Genomic DNA, 21,133 nt, shown 5'->3' with positions numbered 1-21,133 from the left:
ATTGAAGCCCTTCGGCCATTGCCCCACATCGGGGGAACGGTTTACCCTGTTGCGAGTATTGACTGTGTCTGTCCATCCATACGGAGGCCCGCAAGTGACGTTGAACCCCGGATACCCGGAACGGGCAAAAGCCCGCATCCCCGGTGGAGCAAGCAAGCCCTGGTCGTTGCTGGTCGCGGCCATGATGGTCCTGTCCTTGACCGTGGCCACCCTGACCGCCAGCCCCGCCCACGCCCGCGGCACCCCGGACGGCTTTGCCGATCTGGCCGAGCGCCTGCAACCCGCTGTGGTGAATATTTCCACCACCACCATCATGTCCGACCGCGGCCCGGAAATGCCGCAGTTCCCCCCCGGCTCGCCGTTTGACGAGTTCTTCAAGGAATTCTTCGACAAGCGTGGCAACGGCAATGGCAACAACCAGAACGCCATTCCCCGCCGCGCCACTTCACTCGGCTCGGGGTTCATCATCGACCCCGAAGGCTATATCGTCACCAACAACCACGTCATTCAGGACGCCGAAGAAATCACCGTCATCCTGTACGACGATACCGTGCTGAAGGCCGAAGTGGTCGGTCGGGATGCCAAGGTTGACGTGGCCCTGCTGAAGGTTGACACCAAGCGCAAGCTGCCCTCGGTCAGCTTTGGCGATTCCGATCAGGCCCGCGTTGGTGACTGGGTGATGGCGATCGGCAACCCGTTCGGTCTGGGCGGCACCGTCACCGCCGGGATCATCTCGGCCAAGACCCGCGACATCAACGCCGGTCCCTATGACAGCTTCATCCAGACCGATGCCTCGATCAACCGTGGCAACTCGGGTGGTCCGCTGTTCAACATGGACGGCGAAGTGATCGGCATCAACACCGCCATCTTCTCGCCGTCGGGCGGCTCGGTCGGAATCGGCTTTGCCACCCCTGCCAACCTCGCCAAGCAGGTGCTGACCGATCTGCGCAAGTACGGCAAGACCCGCCGTGGCTGGCTGGGGGTGCGCATCCAGACCGTCAGCGACGAAATCGCCGAAAGCCTCGGGCTGAAGCGGACCTATGGTGCGCTGGTATCCTCGATCCAGGACGGCAGCCCGGCTGCTACGGCTGGCGTGCAGGTCGGGGATGTGGTGCTGGAGTTCAACGGTCGCGAGATCAAGGACATGCGCCGCCTGCCCGCCATCGTCGCCGAAACCGAAATCGGTTCCAAGGTGTCGATGGAAGTCTGGCGCAACGGTGAACGCAAGACCCTGAAAGTCACCGTCGGCGAGCTGGCCGAAGAAGACGAACAGGACAGCGAAGCCCCGGCCAAGGCCGCCCCGACCGCCGAAGTCGGTGATACCGCCATTGCCGCGCTGGGCATCAACGTCGCCCCGCTGAGTGACGCCAGCCGCGAACGCTTTGACATCCCCGCCGATGCCAAGGGGCTGGTGGTGACCGACGTCAACGCCAAGAGTCAGGCCGCCGAAAAAGGTCTGCGTCAGGGCGATGTGATCGTCGAGGCCAACCAGACCGCCCTCACCGCCCCGGCCGACCTGACCGCTCAGGCGGCCAAGGCCAAGGAAACCGGTCGCAAATCGCTGCTTCTGCTGGTTCAGAACAGCTCGGGCATGCGCTTTGTGGCTCTGCCGCTGACCGAATAAGCGCGTCCCATAGCCACAACAGGAAAAGCCCCCCGGCGATCAACCGGGGGGCTTTTTGCTGCGCCAATGGCCGAGGCTCACGTGTTGCCGTCTGTCTCGTCCTGTCCCAGGAACAGGAACACCACGCCTGCCGTCACCACGGTAATCAGGGCAAGGCCGAAGAGCAGCTGACCAAACGCCTCGCCATAGAGCGCCATCAGCAGCCCGCGTTCAGCGCCGGGCACCGCCAGCAACGCCCCGGCAAGATCACCACCTGCCAGCCGCTGCCCCGCCGCGAGTGCCGAACCCGCCAGTCCGGCCATACCGATCTTGTGGGCGGTCAACATGGCAAGGATCGCACCGACCACCGCCAGCGCTACCCCTTCCCCTGCAACGCGCACGGTTGAAAAGATACCCGTCGCCATCCCGGCCCGTTCCTTTGGCACCACACTGACCGCCAGCCCGTCCATCAATCCCCAGGGCAGAGCCATACCAGCACCGATCAGCAGCATCGGCACGGCCATGGCCCACGAGGACAGCCCCGGCGGTGTCAGCGCCAACCAGCACAGACCACCAGCCGACATCGCCAGCCCAACGCCACAGATCGCTGCGGGCCGCAGCCAGCGGGTCAAAGCCCCCGCCAGCATCGGCAGCACGAGCAGGGGCGCCGACAGGGCAATCATCAGCAGTCCGGCAGAGACTTCCCCTATGCCTTCAATGCCGACAAAACGCAACGGCAACAGAATCAGCAGCACCACAAAGCCATAGGCCGGGGCGGCGGCCAGCAATTGCACTCCGACAAAACGGGGATAGCGAAACAGCGTCAGGTCGAGCATGGGCCGGAGACTGGTACGCTCGATCAGCACAAACGCCAGCAGACACAGGGCCGCACAAAAAAACAGTGCCAGACTCAGGCTGTTGCTCCAGCCCCGAGCGGGGACAAGGAGCATGGCACAGGTGAAAAAGGCCAGCATCGCCGTGAAGCTGCACACCCCCCAGCAGTCAAGGCCAGCCGCATCCGGATCACGGCTTTCGGACAAAGTGTTCCGCCCAAGCAGGAAGGCGACCATCGTAACAGCCACAACAGAAAGGAAGATACTGCGCCAGCCAAAGGCAGACATAAGCACCCCGGAAGCTACCGGACCAAGGGACAAACCGATCCCGAAGCTGGTGCCGACAAGGCTGAAGGCACGCAGGCGGGCGCGCCCCTCAAAACTTTGCGCCAAGGCCGCCATGCCCCCCGCATAAGCTGCCGCAGCCGCTAGCCCCTGACCTCCCCGCAACAGGTCAAAAACCAGAATGGTGGGGGCAAAAACAAGAGCCAGCGAAAACAGCGCAAAGAGCAGTGCCCCACCGAGAAAGATCCGGCGACGCCCGTAACTGTCGGCCAGCGCCCCTGCCGCCATCAGGGCTGAACCAAACGTCAGCATGAAGGCATTGGTCACCCAGGCCATCGCAACCGGGCCACCACCAAGGGCCCGACCGATGGCAGGCAAGGCAACCGCCGTCCCGGTAAAGGTCAGCGGCATGGCGATGGCGGCCAGACAGACGGCCAGCAGCGTCAGGGTCTGGCGTGCCCCACGCGGAGGTGTGACAGAAGAATGAGACATCAAAGGTCCGTGTGATCAGAGGAAGGCAAAAGGGAACCAACCGGCATCCCGCGTCCCGATCAGTGTACGGAGGATCGAATGGGTGATAAGATCGCCATATTTCCGATCAATACGGAATAAAATACCGGAATGGAACCTGCCATGGACCGTCTTGCTGGACTGTCGGCCTTTGTCCGAACGGCTGATCTTGGCAGTTTCGCCGCGGCAGGCCGGGTGTTGCACCTGTCGCCGTCCGCCGTTGGCAAGGCGGTCAGCAAACTCGAAAGCCAGCTTGGCGTGCGGCTCTTCCAACGCTCGACCCGCAGCCTGCGCCTGACCGAAGAAGGGCGCGCCTTTCATGAACGCTGCAGGCGCATCCTTGACGACCTGGACGACGCCCATGAAAGCCTGCTGCGCACACGGGAAACCCCACGCGGGCATCTTCGGGTTTCCTGCCCGATCATCGCCTATCACCTGCTCCTGCCGGTCTTGCCGGAGTTCATGGCCCGTTACCCGGATATCGACCTGGACTTCGACTTCAACGACCGGATCGTCGATCTGATCGAGGACGGCGTCGATGTCGCCATCCGCAGCGGCCAGTTGCCGGACAGCCGGACCATGGTCCGGGCCCTGCGCCCGTTCCAGCTGCTGCTGTGCGCCGCACCGGCCTATATCGCCCGCCATGGCATCCCGCATTGCCCGCGCGATCTGGCCCACCACCACGGGATCGCCTTTCGCTATCCGAACTCAGGCAAGTTGCAGGTCTGGCCCTTGCGCCGGGCCGAAGGCGAAGCGGATGCCCCCATCCGACATGTGATGACCTCCAACAACATGGAGGCCGTTCGCGGTGCCGTTGCCCGTGGGCTTGGTATCGGCTGCATGCCCGACTTTCTGGCAGACTCCCTGCTGGCCTCGGGTGAACTGGTTCCGGTGCTGCGTGACTTCCTCGATGCACCGGGCCAGTTCAACCTGATCTGGCCCTCCAACCGCCATTTATCACCGAAAATCCGTGTGTTCGTCGATTACATCGCCGAGCGCCTGTTTGCCAGTGACTGCCGCACGTTGCCGGGCCTTGATCCCTGACCGGTCAACCCTCCCCCCGCGCCACATCCAGTTCGATCAGACCAAACGGTGTTGCCACCTGTCTGCTTTCGACCTCGGCAAAGCCAGCCTGCCGCAGGGCGGTGGCAATCTGTCCGTGCTCGAAAGACACGTTCACCCCGCGCAACGCGGGCACCAGCCGCCCGATGACATGACTTTCCGGGGCGGTCTTCTGACGGGTCAGGCCCTCGTGAAGGCTGACAAACACCCCGCCTGCGGCCAGAGCCTGCCGGGCTTTGCGCAGGACGGCGGTCAGGTCGCGGGCGAAATACAGGGTCATCGAGGCCCAGATCAGGTCATGCGGTCCGCCAAGGTCGGTCTCATTGAAATCACCGCTGATCACCCGCACCCGATCATCAACCGCCCCGGCAATCCGCGCCGCCAGTGGCGGCAGGTCAAGCACGGTGACCGTCCTCTGCGGGCGCTGGTCAATGATCCGCAGAGCCAGGGTTTCCGATCCGGCCCCCAGATCAAGCACCCGCCGGACAGACGGCCATTCCGGCAGGCTCTCCAGCAGGCCAATCATCAGATCGACCCCCATGCCACGATGGAAGGAGCGCAAGCTGGCTGCCGAGCGGTCCCAGAACGCCGGGTCGGACAGGTCAGGCGGCGTCTCGGCCCCCTCCCCGCGCAGCACGGCCAGCACATCGGCATGGCGCAACAGCGGCAGGGTTTGCAGCATCGGGCGCAGTGAGCGGTCGCTGTCCGAACGCAGATAGGGGGCTGCCGAGGCCGCCAACTGATAGCGGCAGCCCTGCTTGTCCAGCAGCTCCATCGCGCACAGGGCATCCAGCACCACCATCAGCCGCCGCTGATCCAGCCCCAGACTGGCGGCCAGCTCAGCCACATCGCAGCCATCGGTCAGGCGGTCGAACAGGTCAAGCTGCAGACCGGCATTCAAAACCTGCCAGCGCAGGGGGGCTTGAATCAGGTCAAACAGCATCGCAGGAACAGAGATCATCACGCTCACCATGTGGCCGAAAGGCGCAGGCCGATTTCACGCGGGGCACCGTCTTCGGCAATGATCCCCAGCGGTGCCGACACGGCCCGGCTATAAACATTTTCCCCAAACAGGTTCGCCGCCCACAGCGACAGCTCCACACTGTCAAAGCGATGACCGATCTCGGCATCGACGGTGGCAAAGGCCGATTGTTTCAGGGTGTTCTGGCTGTCGAAATAATACGGGCTGGACCCGTTGACGCTGGCCTGCCCGAACCATCCCTCGCCCTCGTCGTAGCGCACCCCCAGCGAGTAGGTCGAACTGGCCGACATCGGCAGACGGTTGCCCGACAGGTCGGTGCTGACCAGAGTGCCGCCCTGTGACACATTGGTGGTGTACGAGGTTGCCTCGCCGTGTTGCAGGCCAAGGGTGGCGAACGAGGTCCACCGCTCACTCAGCCGGGCATCGGCAGAGACTTCCAGCCCATAAATCTCGGCCTGAGCCGCATTGCTGATGGTCTGCGTTCCCCCCGGCACCAGATCGAGGATCTGCTTGTCGGTGGTCACCGTGCGGAACAGCGCCAGCGATGCCCCCAGCCGGTCCTGCGCAAACCGCCCCTTGGCACCGATTTCCGCCGTCCAGCTATATTCGGGGTCAAAGGTCAGGGTGCTGGCACTGGTGGCCATGCCATAGTTATAGCCCCCCGGCAGGTAGCCACGGGCATAGGACCCATACAGCATGGTTCCCGGTTGCAGGTCATAGGACAGGGTCAAGCGGGGCAGCAGGGTCACCTGCTCCAGCGTCTGCTCATAGGCACTCTGCCCGGTCGAACTGACCAGCGTCTGCGCACCGTTTTGCCTGATCCACTCCACCCGGCTGCCCACCCCGGCCCGCCAGCGGTCGGTTAGCGCAACCTCCACCTGTCCAAAGGCGGCCAGTCCGCTCTGGTCGATTTCGGTCGTCCGCCCGACCCGTGGGGTGCCGCTCTGATAGTCGAGATCAGTCCATTCCTGATAGGCATACAGCCCCGCCAGCCAGCGCAGGCCGCTGTCCTGATCCGGCGAGGCCAGGCGGATTTCCTGCGACAGCGCATCATCCTGATGGGACAGCAGGTTGGGCAGGGTTTTGAGAGGTCCGCCATCCAGATCCATCTGGAAGTCGCGCTCATAATGGGTCCAGCCGGTGATGCTGGTCAGGGTCAGGTCATCAAGGTGATGCTCGACCTTCAGCGACTGGATCGCCGAGGTGCTGTCATCCCACGAGACAGTGTTGTAGTTGGTGGTATTGCGCCCGGTGGCGTAAGGCCCGGTCAGATAGCGCATCCGCTGTTTGCCGTTGTTGTTCTGCTCGACCACGCTTTTCAGCGTCACATCGGTCTCTGGCCCCGCCTGCAACGCCAGACCGGTGGACAGGGTCCAGCGATCGGTCTTGCCGCCATCGCTGGCACCGTCGAACAGGTTGTGGTGAACACCATCACTCTGTTCGGTGCGGAAGGCCAGCGAGGCCGCCAGCCTGTCTTCCACCACTGCCCCCGACAGCCGACCGGCAGCCACCACCGCCGGTGCCCAGTCATCAACGCCATCCCTGGCGCTGGTCGCCAGACTGGCCGATGCCGTCGGGGTCCAGTCGGGGTCCTGCGTCGAAACCTTGATTGCCCCGGCTTCGGTATTGCGCCCGTACAGTGCCCCTTGCGGTCCCTTCAGAATCGTCATCTGCGTGCTATCAAACAACTGAGGAGCCTGCGAGACTCCATGCGGCAAGGCAACATCGTTGACAAAGTACCCCACCGGGTCCTGCAACGCGGTATTGGCGCTGGTCATGCCCCGGATCACCACCCGCGTCTGTACCGACGACTGTTCGATCTGCACATTGGGCGACACTTTGGGAATCGCGCCAAGGCTGTCAGACAGCGGGTTTCCCAAGCTGTCGGTGGCAAGGACATCCACCGCGCCGGGAACGCGCTGAACGTCTTCCTGCCACTGGCGGGCATCCACCACAACAGGGGCCAGCTCGATGGCCCCCGCCTGCGGTTGCCCGGCGGCCTGCTCCTCTGCCCGGGCCGGGCCGGTGAGCATTCCCAGTGCCGATACCGACAGCAGCAGGACCGAGCGCAACGAATATACGGTCATCAGTCAGTTCTCCCCAATGGACCTGCGCGCCATTATGGGAATCCTTGCTGCGCCCGCTGCCAGATGGCGAACGCCGACCATCATCGGGCGAACGGACGAAAGGCCAGAACACAGATCACCAGCAGCAACAGACCAGCCATGCCATACGGCGCCGCCGGAGAAAGCTGATGCAGCGCCGCCCCCATCACCGGGCCAGCCGCCATCCCCAACCCTTGCCCGATGGCATTCAGCCCGGCGACCTTTGCCTGTGCTCCCGCCCCAGCCCGCAGGCTGAGTGCCGCCAGATTGCCCGGCAGCAACAGCCCCAGAAACGCGCCCAGCCCGGCCATCGCCGCCATCAGGACCGGGATCGACGGGGCAACGGTCGCCACCACCATCGCCAGCAGGCCCCCAACGGCACCGACCCGCACCAGCCGGGATGGCTGCCAGCCCAGACGACGGACAAACACCCCTTGCGTCACAATCATCACCGCCATGGTCAGCATCAGGGTGGCCCCGCTGCGCCCGATGGATTCGTCCAGCGACAGGCCGAAGTCATCCTGATAGCGCAGGGCGGTCACCTGCTGGACCAGCGCATACACCGCCACCCCGCACAGGGTGGTCAGCAGGAACGGCCACAACGACGCCACCCGCAGTCTGGCTGCCTCTGCCGGAACAGGTGCCCGTGGTGGTTCCGGCAACAGCCGCCATGCCACCGCCAGCCCGACACAAATCAGCAGCGAGATCGCCAGCAGGGCAGGCACCGCCTGCGTGCTGCCCAAACGCCACGCCAACGCGCCACCGATCACCAGTCCCGCCCCGAACGCCGCCCCCATCAGCCCCATGCCTGCCGCCCGCCGCCCTGCACTGGTGCTGTCGGCCAGATAGGCTTGTGCCGCAGGCATGATGCCACCGGTTCCGACCGCCTGCCCCAGCCGCGCCAGCAGCAGCACGGCAAAGACCATTCCCACCGTCAGCGCCGACGACAGGGCAGCGGTAAGGATCACCGCCAGCACAGCCGGAAACAGGGCCGCCACCGCCAGCCCGCTCAACAGGACCGGACGTCGGCCCCATCGTTCGCAAATCTGCCCCCACACTGGCCCGGACAGGGTCAGCATCAGGGCCGACAGCCCGATCACCATCCCGGTCTGCAGGTCCGCCAGCCCCATCTTGCGGCCCAGCGGCGGCAACACGATCAGCACGAAAGAATGGGCAACCGCATTGGCCGCCAACAGCATCAGAAGGGCCGGAATCGCCAATGCCCGGCGACCTGCCGGGGGCGCATTGAAGTCCTGAGACATGGAGTTTTCCTGTTATCGAGGATCAAAACGCCCCACGATGGCGTTTTCCAGCCGCCCGCCGCCATCATCGGACGAACGGAGAGCAACAGGCGGCGAATGGTCTGCTCAACGATGGTGCCGTACATCCGCCGGACAGCAGCCGTAGCGCTCCTTGAACGCTGCCGCCAGATGGCTGGAACTGCTGAAGCCACACAGGAAGGCAATCTCGGTCACACTCGCCGTATCGTCGCGCAAATGGCGGTGTGCCTGCTCCAGACGGTGATCGCGCAGCCAGGCAAAGACCGTCTTGCCATACAGGCGGCGGAAACAACGGTTCAAGCGGGCATGGCTCATCCCCGCCAGTGCGGCCAGTTGCTCCAGCGACGGCGGATAACAGACATCCGACACCAACCGGTCCACCACCCGCATCACCGCTCGCCGTTCTTCCCGGCCCAGAATGCCATCATCGAGCTGTGGTGCCGACGGCAACGGCGCCAACCAGCGTGCCAGCAACCCCAGCGACTGGCTTTCGGCCATCAGTCGATCCACCGGCGAGCGCAACGGATTGCCCAAAAAGGCCCGCAGCCCGTCCTCCCGGTCGGACTGCCACCGCCCCAACCGGATGGCGCGGGTGCCAGACTGTTCCCAGTCAGGGGCCGAGGGTTCCAGAACGGCCGCAACTCGTGCCACATCAAACTTGATCGCCACCATGCTGGCGGCATCCTGCGCAGGCGTTCTGCGTGCCATTGCCCCGCTGTTGACCCGGAACAGCCACACCTCTCCCGGTCGGATGGCATGGGCTGGCTCGCCGTGATCGAACCCGAACAGGCTGGTCCCGCTCAGGCCAAAGGCCAGCACTCCCACCGGCGCCAGATGCTCCACATGCGAGCGGAACTCCGTCTGTATCCGGCACTCGCTGCGGGTGGCGGTGATGCCTGCACCAATCTGTCCGGTGCGGAAACACACCTGCCCTCCGGCAACCGGCAGGGTGTTGTCCTGCCATCCACCGGCATCGGGCTGAAAACGCGCCAACAGACGAGAATCAACCCGCAGCACATCCATCCCAGCTGATGATTTCAGATCATGCCTGTTGTCCGGCATGGGCATCCGCTCCGCAATTTCCCCAGCGAAAGCGGAGACGATAGCAGCCCAAATATGAAAATAATAGTCATTTGCATATCATGCCATCGTTTCGGGGGAGCCTGTTCCGGGCCGGTGATCATAAACGGTCAGCGGCCCGGAACAGGCTCTGGATCAGAAATACCGCACCTCTTCAGCCTCTACTGACAGCGGGTCACGCCCCCGCTTGGTCAGCCACGAATAGACCGGTGGCACCCGGTCGGCGATGGATTCCACATGGATGTCGATCAGGCACGGCCCACCGGTATAAGCAAAGGCCTCGGCCAGTGCCGCATCCAGTTCCGCTGCCGAGGTGGCGGTCCAGGCCTTGAGGTCAAACGCTTCGGCAATCGCCTGTCCGCGCGGCGGGGTAAAATCGACACTGAAGCACTGGTTATGGCCGCGCAGGCGGTGCAGCCCCTTGATCCAGCCAAAGGTGCCGTTGTTGAACAGCAGCAGGATGGCCGGGACATTCAGGCGGACCAGGGTTTCCATCTCGCCCACCGTCATTCCGAACGAGCCATCGCCAAACATGCCGATCGGACGGCGGCTCTGGTCGGCAAACCATGCCCCCACCGTGGCAGGCAGCGCCGACCCCAACCCGCCAAAAGCGCGCGGGATGGCAAAGCGGGTGGTGCGGTCTTTCAGGCGCAAAAAGCGGGTCATGTGCGGGGTCGGGGTCCCGGCGTCGGAATAGATGTGCGCCGCCTGCCCGGAGGCTTCCAGTGCCTCGTTAAAGCAGCGTACCGCCCGTTCGGGCCGCAGGGGCCGGGCATCGCTGGACAGCAACGTCTCGGCATTGTCCCAGAACGTCGCCCGCAGCGCGTTCAACTCGTCCACCCAGCCTTGCGTCCGCGCCGGGTCGCTGCCACCGGCTGCGTCGGCCATCGCCACCAGCCGCTGCACCACCAGCCGGGCATCGCCCTGCACCGACAGCACGTTTTCATAGTTGTTGGCCATGATCTCGGGGTCGATGTCGATCTGGGCCACCCGCTTGTTGAGGGTGATTTTCGGGAAGGTCCAGCCAATCGTCACCACCGACCCGACCCGCGAGCCGATGAACAGCACGAAGTCGGCATGCTCCAGCGCCCAGTTGGCGTGGGGATGAAAACCGTTGTCGCCAATCACCCCGACCGCCAGCCGGTGATCGTCGGGCATGGTGCCTTGCCCGGTCATGGTGGTGCACACCGGAATGTTCAGCCGCTCGGCCAGCGCCTGCACCTCGGGCCCGGCGCAGGAGCGATTGACGCCGCCGCCGGAAACGATCAAAGGCCGCTCGCACGAGGTCAGCAGGGCCAGCAGGCTGTCGAGCTTTTCCGGCGCGGGCAGGGTCGGATAGGCGGGGAAGGTCCGGCATTCCTCTTCGACATGCAACGACACCCGGGCCGGATCGACGTCGGCCAGCAGCATGTCTTCCGGGATTTGCAGATGCACCGCCCCCGGCTTGCCGGAACAGGCGGCCCGGAAGGCCCGACGGATGATCTCCGGCAGCTTTTCCGGGGTTTTCACCTGCACCGACAGCTTGGTCACCGGCTCGAACAGGCGGGCACAGTCCAGCTCGGTCAGCACCCCGCGCCCTTCGCCGGGCAACGGAATGTCAATGGTCAGCAGGATCACCGGCACCGATGACGCATTGGACTCGGCCACCGGCGGCAGCGAATACATCGCGCCAGCCCCCGACGGGCATTCAAACACCCCGGGCTTGTTGGTGAAGCGCCCATAGGCATCGGCCATGTACCCGGCAGAGCGTTCATCGCGGGCCATCACATGGCGGATCGCGCCTTCCCGCTGTTGCAGGGCTTCGTAAAACGGCACGTTGGTGTCACCGGGAACGCCAAACACCACCTCTACGCCGTATCCGATCAGCATTTCGACCAGAATATCCGCACCGCGCATTGTCTCACTCCATTGAAAAAGGCAAGGAAGGAGCATCCCCGTCCGCCATCGGCAGGGGCGTCCACAGATCATCGGAAAAACGGGAGTATTACCGGGTCATCATCGCCGGAAGCGGGCCGCCGCATACGGGGCCAGCCCCTCGGCATCCCCCGGCCCGGCCAGCAGGTCAGCCACCAGCCGTGCGGTTTTCGGACCGCTGGCAAAGCCGACGTGTCCGTGCCCAAAGGCATAAACCACATCCGGGCTGCGGGCCGAGCGGCCAATCACCGGCAAACCATCCGGGGTGGACGGGCGATGGCCCATCCAGCAATCATCCGCCACCGGGCCGCCGCCCGCCGCCAGCCCGGGGTAGGTGGTGGCGGCATGGCCGGTCAGAATATCGGCCCGTCGCCAGTCTGGTTCGGCCGCCACCGACGCCAGTTCCACCTGCCCGGACAATCGCAATCCGGCGGTGGTCGGGGTGTTGGCCATCCGGCCATCACTGGGCATCACCGGGTACCGAGGCCCCACCACCGGATCAGCCAGCACACTGTGATAGCCACGTTCGGATTCCATCGGCACCGCATCGCCACACTGGCGGGCCAGATCCTGCGACCACACTCCACCGGCCAGCACTGCCCGCTCGCAGTCCACCCGTCCGGCATCGGTCGTTACTGCCTTCAGCCGGTCATCTGCAAACACAAAGCCGGTGGCCGTGGCGGTCGTGATCGTGGCTCCCCCCATTTGTGCAGCAGCGGCCAGTGCCGCCACGTAACGCCCGGCATCGGTACAGTGGGCACCATCAACCGCCAGCACCCCAAAGCGGTAATGCGGTGCCAAATCCGGCTCGCGCGCTTCCAGCGCAGCCCGGTCCAGTTCCTGCCAGCGCAGCCCGGTGATCCGGCGCAGGTGCCACGACAGGGCTTCCGCCTCAAAGGCCGCCCGATCAGGATAGGCATACAGCAGGCCATCCTGCCGGATCAGTTCGGGCACTCCGGCCTCGGCGGCCAGAGCAGCGTGTCGGGCCGGGCTGTCGGACAACAGGTCTGCCAAGGCACGGGCGGTGCGCTCCACCCGCTTGACTGTTGCTCCGGCCAGCAGGAAGCGCCACAGCCACGGCAGCAGACGCGGCAGGAAGCGCCAGCGGATCACCAGCGGCCCGCGTGGATTGAGCAGATACCCCGGCACCTGTCTCCACAGGCCCGGCATCGACATCGGCACCACCGAGGCCGGACTGATCCAGCAGCCATGACCATAGCTGGCGGACTGGCGTCCACCGGCAGGACCGGGGTCAATCAGTGTCACCCGATGACCATCACGCACCAGCTCCAGCGCGCAACTCACCCCGATAATCCCCGCCCCAATCACCGCTATCCGCATCTTACCCTTCCTTCCCGGTCCATCGGACAGCGCCGGGACCAGATCGGGACGCAGCCAGGGGTCCGCGCCCGGCAGTTCGCCGGGCCGGAAAGGCCACCATCCCACAGTGTCATCAAAAACAGACCGGGCCGACCGCCCCGTCAGGACAGCCCGTTATGGAAATGACTGAGAAATGCCTGCGTCGCCGGATGCGCTGGCTGCTCGATCACCTGCCGGGCCTCGCCTTCTTCCACCACGCAGCCGTCCCGCATGAACACCACCCGGTCGGCAACGTCGCGGGCAAAGGCCATTTCGTGCGTCACCAGCAACATGGTCATGCCATCCGCCGCCAGCGAGCGGATCACCGCCAGCACTTCCCCCACCAGTTCGGGGTCGAGGGCCGAGGTCGCTTCGTCAAACAGCATCACCTCAGGCTTCATCGCCAGCGCCCGCGCAATCGCCACCCGCTGCTTTTGCCCACCAGACAGACTGTCCGGCCGCATCGCCGCCTTGTCGGCCAGTCCCACCTTGCCCAGCAGCGACAACGCCAGCTCCCGCGCTTCGGCCTTGGGAGTGCGCAGCACCGTCACCGCGCCTTCCATCACGTTCTGCTCCACCGTCATGTGCGGGAACAGGTTAAAGCCCTGAAACACCATCCCGGTGCGGGCGCGGAACGCCGCCAGTTCGCGGTCACGCGGCAAGGTCTGAGTGCTGGAAAAATCCATCGCATGGTCGCCAACACGGATGTAACCGCTGTTCGGCACGGTCAACAGGTTGATGCTGCGCAGCAGGGTGGACTTGCCCGAGCCACTGGGGCCGATCAGGGCGACCACCGCCCCTTTATCGACGGTCAGGGAGATGTCTTTGAGAACCTGCAGGGTGCCGAAGGATTTCTGCACCCCGATCAGCTCGATCATCCGGGTGTTGGACATGGTTGATGCCTTCCGGTCAGCTCCGGCACAGGCTGTGCCGGGCAGAAGAGTTTCCCTGTTCAGTGGCCCGGACGGGCTTCCAGCCGATGGGCCAGCCGCGTCAGCGGGAACAGGATGGCGAAATAGATCACCGCAATCATGGTGTAGGTTTCCAGTGGCCGGTAACTGGCCGAGGTGATCAACTGGCCCTGATACAGCAGGTCCGGCACCGCCAGCACTGATAGCAGCGAGGTGTTTTTCAACTGCAGGACCGTCTGGTTGACCAGTGGCGGCACCATCCGCCGAAAGGCCTGCGGCAACACCACCCGACGCATCAGTTGCGACCGCCGCATTCCCAGTGCCCGCCCGGCATCCCATTGCCCCAGATCAACCGAGATGATCCCGCCCCGGATGATTTCACCGTAGAATGACGCCCCATACAGGGTCAGGGTCAGGAAGGCCGCCGTTGCCGGGGTCAGTTCCAGCCCGGTCAGCATCGGCAGGGCGTAATAGCACCACACCAGCTGCACCAGCACCGGCGTACAGCGAAAGACTTCGATAAAGGCCGTCACCACCCACGTTGCCGCACGCCACTGCGACAGCCGCAACAACGCCACCAGACAGCCAACCGCCAGCCCGGACAGGGCCGTCAGGATGGTGAAACCGACGGTATACAGGGCACCGATGCCAACCAGCCCCTTGTACTGCAACAGAAACCCGAAATCCCATTGATACTGCATGTCAGTTTCCTTCGGCCCCCGAATCACAATCGATGGAGGAACGGACGGGGGGGACTGCGGCGGCGTGCAGCCAGCAGCCCAGAGTCAGACTATCGTAGACCGGCAGGCCGGTAACCTTGGCCAGCAGGGCCGAAAACGGCGGCAGGTTGGTGCATTCGAGCACCAGCGCGCCAATGTCGGGAGCCGAGGAGATCAATCCTGTTGCCACCGTCAGCAGTTCCGCCGCCAGTGCGGCACGGTCATAGGGGGCACCGTCCTCAATCATGCCATGGAGGGCCCCTCCGCGTGGCAATCCCGCCACCGGCGGGATCTCGCTCAGCCCGGCGGCAGTAAAATGCGCCAAGCTGAGAGCGGCAGCATCATAGGTGATCACTCCAACCCGCCGCCCCGCAGGCAGCGTTGCCGCCACTGCCGGAATCTGCAACAGGCTGGAGGTCGCCAACGGCAGCCCCACCCGTGCGGCCAGCGCCTGTTGCCGCAACACCAGAAAACCGCACGAGGTGGTCAGGGCGCAGGCTCCGGCGCGGCGCAAATCCTCCCCCGCCGCCGCAAAGGCCTCCAGCAACGGACCATCCTGCCCGCTGACCACCAGACGGGCGGTTGCTCCGTGGACCGTGCGATACAGCACCGGAAACGGCCAGCTGGCTGCATTGCCAACATCCCCCACGGGCCGGGGAAAGGCGGTATCGAGCATGATAATGCCCAGCGGAGCGGTCATTACCGAGGTCTCCCTGCCGGTGTTTCGGTGGATCAGAACTGGATGTCCGCCGGGATATCCTGCTTTTGCACCCCGACCAGTTCCAGACTGGAGGTGATCCACCCCGACACCACCCCGGACGAGCGGTTGAATTCCAGCCAGTTATCAACAAAGGTACGGAAGCGGGAGCTTTCTTCCGCCCGCACCCCGGCGCAGGTCGGCTGGCGGATCAGCGGGGCCGGAACGACGATTTTCCCGACGTTGGGGTTTTTCTTCACCGTCACCAGCGACAGCATCGCCACCTGAATCACCGCATCAGCGCGGCCCGACTGCACCGACAGCGTTGCCTCATCCGGCGTCTTCAGCGCCAGCAAAGTGGCATTCGGCAGCACGCGGCGGGCAAACAGATCGTGGGTGGATCCGATATCCACCGCAATCTTCATCTCCGGACGATTCAGCTCGTCCCAGGTCTTTGGCTCCAGCCCCGGACGGGCGATGATGGTGAAAGTGTTCTGCATGATCGGACGGGTGAATTCCACCACCAGCGCCCGCGACGGCGTCGGGCTGAGGCCGAACATGATGTCGATCTTGCCCGATTGCAGATCCATCACCGCGTTGCCCCAGGTGGTCTCGCTGATTTCAACCTCGGCTTCCATCGCCTTGGCCAGATCCTGCGCCATACTCATGCAGAAGCCGGACCATGCACCGGTGGCAATGTCCTTGTGATAGTAAGGCTCGGTGCCGACGATCCCGGCCACCCGCAGCTTTCTGGTGCTGCGAATCCGCTCAAACGTTGAGCCTGAGGCCTGTTGTGCCGAAGCCGGAGACGGCACCGCCGCCACGGTGGCACTGACCGCCGTCGCCGCCATCGCACCGGTCCCGGCCAGCCCCAGAAGGCCGGAAAATTCTCGCCTGTTCATCATCATGGATCCCCTTTTGCCGTACTGCGTGAAGCCCTTGCCGATGCCTCCCCCGTGGCATCCCACATGGCCACGGATCGAGATAACGATCTGATTTTTCAGGCGATCTACCCGGATTCGTTTGCCGAACCACTGGTATCGATCATCGCTGTACCCACAGTGTGACTGGAGTGACCCTGAAAATTAAAACATTGAAAAATCTCTGTTACATGACTTTTACTCATGATGATCTTTCTGCACTGGATTCCTGCCATGCGCCGCTATTTGCCGTCCTTGTCAGCCCTGCATGCCTTCGAGGCAGCAGCCCGCTACATGAACTTCACCAAGGCCGCCGATGATCTGGGGCTGACCCAAAGCGGCATCAGTCGTCAGATCAAGAATCTTGAAGATTTTCTGGGTGTTACCCTGTTCCACCGCTCTGGCCCCCGGCTGGTGCTGACCGAGGTCGGAGCCACCTATTACCGCAATCTCGCCCTGGCTCTGGACCGCCTGCACGAAATTTCAATTGATGCCGTCCGTGGCCGCACCCTCGACGCCACCCTGATGATTGGCACCCATCCGGTTCTGGGAGCACGCTGGCTGCCCGCCCGGTTGGGCTCGTTCATCTCTGCCAATCCCGATATTCCGCTGGAAGTTCTGGTGGCCAACGCCGACACCGATTTTGAAACCACCCGCCTCGATATGGCGATTCTGCGGGGTGGCGGGTCGTGGCTGCATGCCCGCGCCGTCGAGTTGTTCCCCGAATATCTGGCGGTGGTGGCATCCCCCGATCTGATCCCCCCCGATCAGCCGCAGGCCCCCGGAGCCTTTTGGCACTATCCAATGTTGCAAAACTCCGGGCGGTCTACTCTGTGGCTACACTGGCTGCAACTGATCGGGCATAGTTACACCGGGACCATTCAGGGCAACCGTTTTGCCAACAACAACATGCTGATCAATGCCGCCATTCACGGGCTGGGCATTGCCGTCGTCCCCACCTGTTTCATTGAGACCGAGCTGGAGCAAGGATTGCTCCATCTGCCTTTTGCACCTCCGGTTGCCTCTGGTGACTCCTATTTCGCCGTCTACCCGGAGCGCAAAGCCCATCAGAGCAACATCATCCTGATGCGCGACTGGTTGCTGCGCCAAACCCACGACCTGCGCCACGGTGGGCCAAAGAACGAGAAAAGCCGCCTATGAGGAGCGAAACAGCGCCTGGGTCATGAAATCCACAAACACACGAATTTTCGGGGATATCTGACGGCTTGAGGGCCAGAGAATCCGGAATGTACCGGCGTGGGGACTGAACAGATCCTCCATAACGCTTATCAAGGCTCCGGCTGCGATCCGGTCACGCACCGCGAAATCTGGCAGACAGGCAATACCGAGACCTTGCTCGGCCATATAAACCAGCGGCTCGATTGCACTTGATGTTGCAGTCACCGGAAGGTCAAGGTTCTTTCGGCCTGTCAGCGGCCAGTCCTCCAGCTTTCCGGTGCTCGGATAGCGGTGACGCAGGCAACGATGTCTGGCGAGATCGGTCCCCTGTTCGGGGATGCCGTGTGTCTCGAAATACTCGGGAGCCCCCACCAGCCTATAGGTAAAACTGCCAAGAATGCGCATCATCAGTCGGGAATCGCCCGCCTCGCCTGTGCGGATGACCGCATCAAAACCTTCCTCAATCACGTCAACCAGCCGGTCGGTAAAGTCGAGGTCCAGTTCGATCTCCGGCCAGGCGCGCATGAACGCAGACAATGTTGGCATCATCAGCATGCCGACCAACGGCAGGCTGACCCTGAGCTTGCCACTGGGCGCGTTCCGCGTCTGCGACAGCTCCATTTCGGCCTGCTCGATCTCACAGAAAATACGGCGACACCGTTCAAGGAACAGGACACCCTCCGGCGTCAGGGTGACCGTGCGGGTTGAACGGTGGAACAACCGCACCCCCAGTCGGTCCTCAAGACGGGCAATGGCCTTGCCGACCGCCGAAGACGAAACCCCGAGGTGCCTGCCTGCTGCCGTGAAACTGCGTGCCTCTGCCGCCTGCACAAAAGCATTGAGGGATCCCAGAGTGTCCATTCACCAAATCCATTCCGGACTATTTTGTCCACTATGTTCTGAATTGTAGCCTGATTATCGTTAAACTCCAGCAGGACTATCATCGCCTCCAGACCCTTGGGTGGTGGTTTCGCACCGCCCTGAGCAAAGAGACGGAGCGATGACCTCAACACTGGACCACAATCCATCCCCCACAGGCAGCAGCAACGCCCCCAAACGCCTCCCCCTGCCCGCCCTGCTGGCTCTGGCGACGGCTGGCTTCATCACCATCCTGACCGAAGCCCTGCCGGCTGGCCTGCTGCCGCAGATCAGTGCCGACCTGTCGGTGCCGCAGGCATTCGCCGGTCAGCTGGTGACGATCTATGCTGTTGGCTCGCTGCTGGCGGCCATCCCGCTCACGCTAGCGACCCAGAGGGTGCAACGTCGCCCCCTCCTGTTGGCCGCAATCATCGGTTTTGTCCTCGCCAACACCCTGACAGCGATCTCGGGCAGCTATGTCCTGACGATGGTCGCACGGTTCGTCGCCGGTATCTCGGCAGGTCTTCTCTGGGCGCTCCTCGCGGGCTATGCGGCACGCATGGTCCCTGAGCCCATGAAGGGACGCGCCATCGCCATCGCCATGGTTGGCACCCCGCTGGCCCTGTCGCTCGGTATCCCGGCGGGCACGTTCATCGGACATTTCATCGGGTGGCGGGCCAGTTTTGGCCTGATGAGCATCCTGAGCCTGATCCTTGTGGTATGGGTGCTGTTGACGGTACCGAATTTCCCCGGGCACGCGGCTGACAAGCGGTATCGGCTTGGCGCAGTGTTCCGTATCGCAGGCGTCAGGCCGGTCCTGTTTGTGACCCTCGCCTTCGTACTGGCTCATAACATTCTTTACACCTATATCGCGCCCTTCCTTGCCGCGGTCAGGATGGATGAAAAGACAGACCTGATCCTCCTCCTTTTCGGATTGGCCTCGCTGGGTGGCATATGGATCGTCGGTGCCCTGATAGACCGGCATTTACGTGCATTGACACTGGCCAGCATCGTTCTGTTCGGCCTCGCCGCCCTCGCTTTTGGTTTTTGTGGAGAGATCCCGATTGCACTCTATGGCGCTGTCGCCGGGTGGGGCCTGTCATTCGGCGGCGCCGCAACCCTGTTCCAGACAGCCCTCGCCAAGACCTCTGTTGACGCCGCAGACATTGCGCAATCGATGCTCGTCACCGTCTGGAATATCGCCATTGCCGGAGGCGGCATCGTCGGCGGCATTCTGCTGGAAACAATCGGCCTCAGCGCGTTCGCACCTGTCGTGTTTGGCCTGCTCGTGCTGCCCCTGATGGCAGTCGGGCACGCGCGCCAACACGGCTTTCCAGTCACTCGCTACCTATAAATTTCCTCCTCTTTCCCGGAGTCTTCCAAGATATGTTCCAGATGAAAGATGTAAGCAGTCGTGTTGATGTCGCCATTGACGCCGCCCTTGCCGAACACCGTATCGTCGGCACCGTGGTTCTGGCGGCAAAGGGAGGTACGCCGTTTTATACCCGCGCCGCAGGCTTTGCCGATCGTGAGGCAGGCCGGGTCATGGCGCCAGACTCGCTGTTTCGCCTGTCCTCGGTATCAAAGGTCTATATCTCTGTTGCCGCAATGGTTCTGGTCAAACAAGGCATCCTCGCACTGGATGCACCGGTCACCCGTTGGCTGCCCGATTTCCGGCCATCGTCACCAGATGGCAGCCAAAGCGACATCACAATTCGCCACCTGCTCAGCCATAAGGCGGGATTGGGGTATGGCTTCCTCGAACCGGCGGATGGCCCCTATCATCAGGCAGGCGTCTCCGATGGCATGGATATCGTCGATATAACACTGGAAGACAATGTCCGCCGTATTTCCTCCATCCCTCTTCTTTTTGCGCCGGGAACGTCGTGGAGTTACTCGCTGGCAACCGACGTGTTGGGGCTGGTCATTGAGCATGCAACCCACCTGCCACTCGCCAAAGCAATTCAGGGACTGGTGATGGAACCACTGGGATTGACCGATACGGCCTTCGTCGTTCGCGATTTTAACCGACTCGCCGCTGGTTACGTTGATGATGGCGGTGTCCCACGCCGCATGGCAGATCTCGAAATCATCCCCCTACCCTTCGTTGAAGGCTCGGAAGGACTGCGTATGGCCCCCGCCCGCGCCTTTGATGACAATGCGTTTCCATCGGGAGGAGCCGGGATGATTGGCTCTGCGAATGACTTGCTTGCCGTCCTTGAGATGCTGCGGAGCGGCGGCTTTCCGCTGCTGTCCTCCGCCGAGATTCAGGCGATGCTGACCGATCAGACGCCGGAAATCGACCTGTTACCGTGGCCTGGCCGTGGGTTCGGCCTTGGTTTTACCTTGCTCCGCGATCCCGTCAGCGCCCAGTCCCCCGAACCAGTCAGCACATGGCGGATGGGGGGAGCCTATGGGCACTCGTGGTTCGTCGATCCCATCAATGAGCTGACAGTCGTGGCGTTCACCAATGCCGGGCTGGAGGGTCAGTCTCCCGGCGGGCGGTTTCCCGATGATCTGACCCGAGCATTCTACGAGGGGTAATAATTATGCGGGCTCTGCCCGCGCCCGCAAAGGGCCGCAGGGCCCTTTGATCCCGGGAGTGGGTGCGGGAATGCAAAAAGCCCCCTGGCGTGAGCCGGGGGGCTTTTTGGTATTTTGGTTGCGGGGGCCAGATGTTGCTTCGCTTACGCTTCGCTGCCCTTGGCGTCCGGGCGGAGGGCTGCGCCCTCCTGACGCCTGCGGGTGACCTGACTTCCTCGTCAGTTCAAATCTGAACTCATAAGCTAAATACAGAACAGCCCCTCGGCTTGCGCCAAGGGGCTGTTCTGTATTT

General features: G+C 63.3%; 17 protein-coding genes. 5 read left to right on the top strand and 12 right to left on the bottom strand.

Translation table 11 applies throughout. From position 1 onward, the window contains the following. Nucleotides 1–181: 181 nt before the first annotated feature. The gene (locus tag BW995_RS18375) at nt 182–1,624 is read left to right on the top strand and encodes a DegQ family serine endoprotease (protein ID WP_084194984.1); all 1,443 of its coding nucleotides are present in this window, start codon (nt 182–184) and stop codon (nt 1,622–1,624) included. A gap of 77 nt (nt 1,625–1,701) precedes the next feature. Here BW995_RS18375 and BW995_RS18370 read toward each other — a convergent pair whose 3' ends face one another. Continuing rightward, complete coding sequence (locus tag BW995_RS18370) at nt 1,702–3,213, bottom strand: MFS transporter (RefSeq protein ID WP_076401895.1); 1,512 nt, start codon at nt 3,211–3,213, stop codon at nt 1,702–1,704. A gap of 141 nt (nt 3,214–3,354) precedes the next feature. On the opposite strand from BW995_RS18370, the gene BW995_RS18365 reads away from it, so the two are divergent. After that, nucleotides 3,355–4,275, top strand: coding sequence for a LysR family transcriptional regulator (locus BW995_RS18365; RefSeq protein WP_076401894.1), 921 nt, complete (start codon nt 3,355–3,357; stop codon nt 4,273–4,275). 4 nt (nt 4,276–4,279) lie between these two features. On the opposite strand, the gene BW995_RS18360 is transcribed toward BW995_RS18365, so the two are convergent. The 10 genes from BW995_RS18360 to BW995_RS18315 form a co-directional block, all read right to left on the bottom strand. Continuing rightward, nucleotides 4,280–5,254, bottom strand: coding sequence for a class I SAM-dependent methyltransferase (locus BW995_RS18360; RefSeq protein ID WP_245821535.1), 975 nt, complete (start codon nt 5,252–5,254; stop codon nt 4,280–4,282). A gap of 5 nt (nt 5,255–5,259) precedes the next feature. After that, a complete protein-coding gene (locus tag BW995_RS18355) occupies nt 5,260–7,362 on the bottom strand; it encodes a TonB-dependent receptor (protein WP_076401892.1) in 2,103 nt (700 codons plus the stop codon). 80 nt (nt 7,363–7,442) lie between these two features. Then, nucleotides 7,443–8,642 carry an MFS transporter gene (locus BW995_RS18350; RefSeq protein ID WP_076401891.1) on the bottom strand — a complete coding sequence of 400 codons (1,200 nt, stop codon included), beginning with the start codon at nt 8,640–8,642 and terminating at the stop codon, nt 7,443–7,445. A 105-nt stretch (nt 8,643–8,747) separates the two neighbouring features. Further along, nucleotides 8,748–9,722, bottom strand: coding sequence for a helix-turn-helix transcriptional regulator (locus BW995_RS18345; protein WP_245821534.1), 975 nt, complete (start codon nt 9,720–9,722; stop codon nt 8,748–8,750). Between the two features lie 153 nt (nt 9,723–9,875). Beyond that, nucleotides 9,876–11,636 (bottom strand): thiamine pyrophosphate-binding protein, encoded by a 1,761-nt coding sequence (locus tag BW995_RS18340; RefSeq protein ID WP_076401889.1) that lies wholly within the window; start codon nt 11,634–11,636, stop codon nt 9,876–9,878. Between the two features lie 99 nt (nt 11,637–11,735). Further along, nucleotides 11,736–12,995, bottom strand: a complete 1,260-nt coding sequence (locus tag BW995_RS18335) for an NAD(P)/FAD-dependent oxidoreductase (RefSeq protein WP_076401888.1) — start codon at nt 12,993–12,995, stop codon at nt 11,736–11,738. 140 nt (nt 12,996–13,135) lie between these two features. Next, nucleotides 13,136–13,906, bottom strand: coding sequence for an amino acid ABC transporter ATP-binding protein (locus BW995_RS18330; protein ID WP_076401887.1), 771 nt, complete (start codon nt 13,904–13,906; stop codon nt 13,136–13,138). A gap of 59 nt (nt 13,907–13,965) precedes the next feature. Then, entirely contained in the window at nt 13,966–14,625 is a 660-nt protein-coding gene (locus tag BW995_RS18325; RefSeq protein WP_076401886.1) for an amino acid ABC transporter permease, read from the bottom strand. Nucleotide 14,626: 1 nt separating this feature from the next. Next, nucleotides 14,627–15,445 carry an aspartate/glutamate racemase family protein gene (locus tag BW995_RS18320; RefSeq protein WP_281251152.1) on the bottom strand — a complete coding sequence of 273 codons (819 nt, stop codon included), beginning with the start codon at nt 15,443–15,445 and terminating at the stop codon, nt 14,627–14,629. Beyond that, the gene (locus BW995_RS18315; RefSeq protein ID WP_076401884.1) at nt 15,376–16,245 is read right to left on the bottom strand and encodes a transporter substrate-binding domain-containing protein; all 870 of its coding nucleotides are present in this window, start codon (nt 16,243–16,245) and stop codon (nt 15,376–15,378) included. The genes BW995_RS18320 and BW995_RS18315 overlap by 70 nt, the downstream gene beginning before the upstream one ends. A 219-nt stretch (nt 16,246–16,464) precedes the next feature. Between BW995_RS18315 and BW995_RS18310 the strand changes: the two genes are divergently transcribed. Continuing rightward, nucleotides 16,465–17,421 carry a LysR substrate-binding domain-containing protein gene (locus BW995_RS18310; RefSeq protein WP_245821533.1) on the top strand — a complete coding sequence of 319 codons (957 nt, stop codon included), beginning with the start codon at nt 16,465–16,467 and terminating at the stop codon, nt 17,419–17,421. On the opposite strand, the gene BW995_RS18305 is transcribed toward BW995_RS18310, so the two are convergent. Beyond that, entirely contained in the window at nt 17,416–18,300 is an 885-nt protein-coding gene (locus BW995_RS18305; protein WP_076401883.1) for a LysR family transcriptional regulator, read from the bottom strand. The genes BW995_RS18310 and BW995_RS18305 overlap by 6 nt on opposite strands. Before the next feature lie 139 nt (nt 18,301–18,439). Between BW995_RS18305 and BW995_RS18300 the strand changes: the two genes are divergently transcribed. Together BW995_RS18300 and BW995_RS18295 are read left to right on the top strand one after the other, a co-directional pair. Next, a complete protein-coding gene (locus BW995_RS18300) occupies nt 18,440–19,651 on the top strand; it encodes an MFS transporter (RefSeq protein ID WP_076401882.1) in 1,212 nt (403 codons plus the stop codon). A 41-nt stretch (nt 19,652–19,692) separates the two neighbouring features. After that, nucleotides 19,693–20,841 carry a serine hydrolase domain-containing protein gene (locus BW995_RS18295; protein ID WP_245821532.1) on the top strand — a complete coding sequence of 383 codons (1,149 nt, stop codon included), beginning with the start codon at nt 19,693–19,695 and terminating at the stop codon, nt 20,839–20,841. Nucleotides 20,842–21,133 lie beyond the last annotated feature (292 nt).

Source organism: Insolitispirillum peregrinum, assembly GCF_900156605.1.
GTDB lineage: Bacteria > Pseudomonadota > Alphaproteobacteria > Rhodospirillales > Rhodospirillaceae > Insolitispirillum > Insolitispirillum peregrinum.
This window is presented reverse-complemented; position numbering and strand designations above follow the sequence as displayed.